The sequence below is a fragment of the Bartonella sp. AP30XZML genome, from assembly GCF_042195945.1.
Taxonomy (GTDB): Bacteria; Pseudomonadota; Alphaproteobacteria; order Rhizobiales; family Rhizobiaceae; genus Bartonella.
Genome location: NZ_JBHIPJ010000018.1, coordinates 1 through 1972 on the forward strand (window position 1 = coordinate 1; position 1972 = coordinate 1972).

At 34.9% G+C, this 1972-nt stretch carries 3 protein-coding genes and 1 pseudogene; 1 reads left to right on the forward strand and 3 read right to left on the reverse strand.

The window, feature by feature from the left end; genetic code table 11:
- From ACFIL2_RS00510 to ACFIL2_RS00520, 3 genes and pseudogenes are all read right to left on the reverse strand, one after another.
- Nucleotides 1-735 (reverse strand): antA/AntB antirepressor family protein (locus ACFIL2_RS00510; protein ID WP_375640130.1); only part of this gene is annotated, 735 nt, incomplete at its 3' end.
- A gap of 32 nt (nucleotides 736-767) precedes the next feature.
- Nucleotides 768-1043, reverse strand: a pseudogene (locus ACFIL2_RS00515) (hypothetical protein); the annotation flags it as partial.
- A 189-nt stretch (nucleotides 1044-1232) separates the two neighbouring features.
- Nucleotides 1233-1544 (reverse strand): XRE family transcriptional regulator, encoded by a 312-nt coding sequence (locus ACFIL2_RS00520; RefSeq protein ID WP_114647946.1) that lies wholly within the window; start codon nucleotides 1542-1544, stop codon nucleotides 1233-1235.
- Between the two features lie 94 nt (nucleotides 1545-1638).
- On the opposite strand from ACFIL2_RS00520, the gene ACFIL2_RS00525 reads away from it, so the two are divergent.
- On the forward strand, nucleotides 1639-1956 hold the full coding sequence (locus tag ACFIL2_RS00525) for a hypothetical protein (protein ID WP_375677169.1): 318 nt from the start codon (nucleotides 1639-1641) through the stop codon (nucleotides 1954-1956).
- The last annotated feature ends 16 nt before the right edge of the window (nucleotides 1957-1972 follow it).

The window sequence follows — 1972 nt, forward strand, 5'->3', positions numbered from 1 at the left end:
ATGCATGTTTTGTCTTTTAATCTCTTGAGACAGCAGTCCCATGCCTTTTGTGGTGATTTTTGCGGAAGGAATGACTTTTTCAGTTCCATTTTCGGTTTGAATAGTGAGGGTTGAGCAATCCATTAGTCCTTTTTGGATTTTGTCTTGATAAGGCAATAAGTGAGCCCCGAAAGTGCGTCGATAAACCCATCTTTTTTTCTGTAAGAAGAGAATGAACTGTTTTGGTTGCATTTCGAGCACTTTAGCGGCTTCTGTAAGACCGAAGAGCCCTTCAGAGCGTTGTAAGCTTTCCAAAGCCATGGCTTTTGGTTTTAAATCTTCAATGATGATGTCTTTACGCTCATTTTCATTTTTTAGATGAGTTAATACACCTAACATTACTTGTGGACTTGAGTAATCGATTTGCGGTGTAACAACTTGCTTTGCACGCCGTTCGCATTCGATAAAGTATTCTCTTGCTTGCTTTCCTTTTTTATTACGCTCGACCATGGCAAGCTCTTTCGCCATGTCTAAGGTAAGATAGTATTCTACTGCTATGGCATTGTTCGCTTCCATTTTTTTGTGGAAGCGAATAAAGTCCCTTCCATCAAGGAAAGCATAGGTCATAATACGTTTTTTTATCCAAGTAGAAAAATCTTGTTTACTCTCCAAAAAGACATGTAATTCACGTGCATTTACTGTCTGAACGCTTTCTTCGTTAATGGTGTTATTTGTAATAGCGATAGGATTATTCATAAGTTTACTCCATCCGATCATTTAATAAGAGNGTTACTGTCTTTAACAAAGTCGTGAGGTATATTTCCATTGAAACACTGCTCTTCACATTCTTTCAGATAGAATTCGGCAATATCTTCAGAGATATCTTCGCAACGATTAGTCGTTGGTTCAATACGCAAAATTTGGACAGCATTATCGGTTTGGTCGATAAATTTGATTATGTCCTTTTCTTCTAAGAAAGGACCAGATTTAGCGAGATTTTGTTCTTCATTTTCGCAGATGACTAAGAGAATTTCATCAGAATTTATAAACACTGGTTTATTCACAAATGCCTCCATACTGCCTATTGGCAAAAGTTATTTTCTAAGATATGGAACATATATTTCATTATTTATGAAAAATGTCAATATAAAAATTCAGAAAACATGAAATTTTAATAAAGTGTAGGTTAATTATGGATAAACTAATGTTAGAAAAACTTTGGAATTGTGGAGATAAAAAAGTGATGGCTGCTATTATTTTTTGTCTGAAGAACAAGAATTCTGAAGAATCGTTAAAACAGCTTTCTGAACTTCGGGATTTGCTTGATAATACAGTTGAATAAACTGTTCAGATTCTTTGATTAGAAAAGGGGGGATTTCGCCAAAAAAATCAATAATTTCTATTAATTCACTTGCTTTTATTGATCTTTTTGTACCTGAATCATGCAACATACTAGTTAGGGTAGATGGTAACACTCCTAAATGCTTGGCTAGCATTTTCTTACTACCATGACCATTTTTAGCTAATTGCGCATTAAGCCATACCTTTAACTGATCTGATTCCATAAAATACAAAGTCTTTCATATGAAATGAAAAATCAATAAAAAAAATATGAAATTTTATCTTGATAAAATTCATAAAATATGAAATTTTATCTTTATGAAAAAAGAACCTGCGTATACTATAATAAAATATCTAGGGGGGGCTGTTAACGTTTCGCGTATTTTGAAGAAATGTAAAGGTGCTGTTTATCGTATCACTTATTCTAAAGAGAAGGGTGGTTCTAATGGATTGTTTCCTTCAATTTATCAAGCGCAGTTATTAACCTACGCGCGAGATCATGGGATAGATTTGCGTCCTGATGATTTTTTTTATCCCGAGCGCTTGCAGAGATTAATGCAAGAGCAAGTCCCCCCAATGTCGAAAATTTGCAAGAGCTGCGGTGTTGATCACACCGGAGAAACTTTACAGCATTAAGGAGACAAAGATGGCT

What these genes read in the sequence shown, in the direction of transcription:
- ACFIL2_RS00525 (WP_375677169.1), top strand. Translation starts at nt 1,639, where the DNA reads ATGAAAAAAGAACCTGCGTATACTATAATAAAATATCTAGGGGGGGCT.
- ACFIL2_RS00520 (WP_114647946.1), bottom strand. Translation starts at nt 1,544, where the DNA reads ATGGAATCAGATCAGTTAAAGGTATGGCTTAATGCGCAATTAGCTAAA.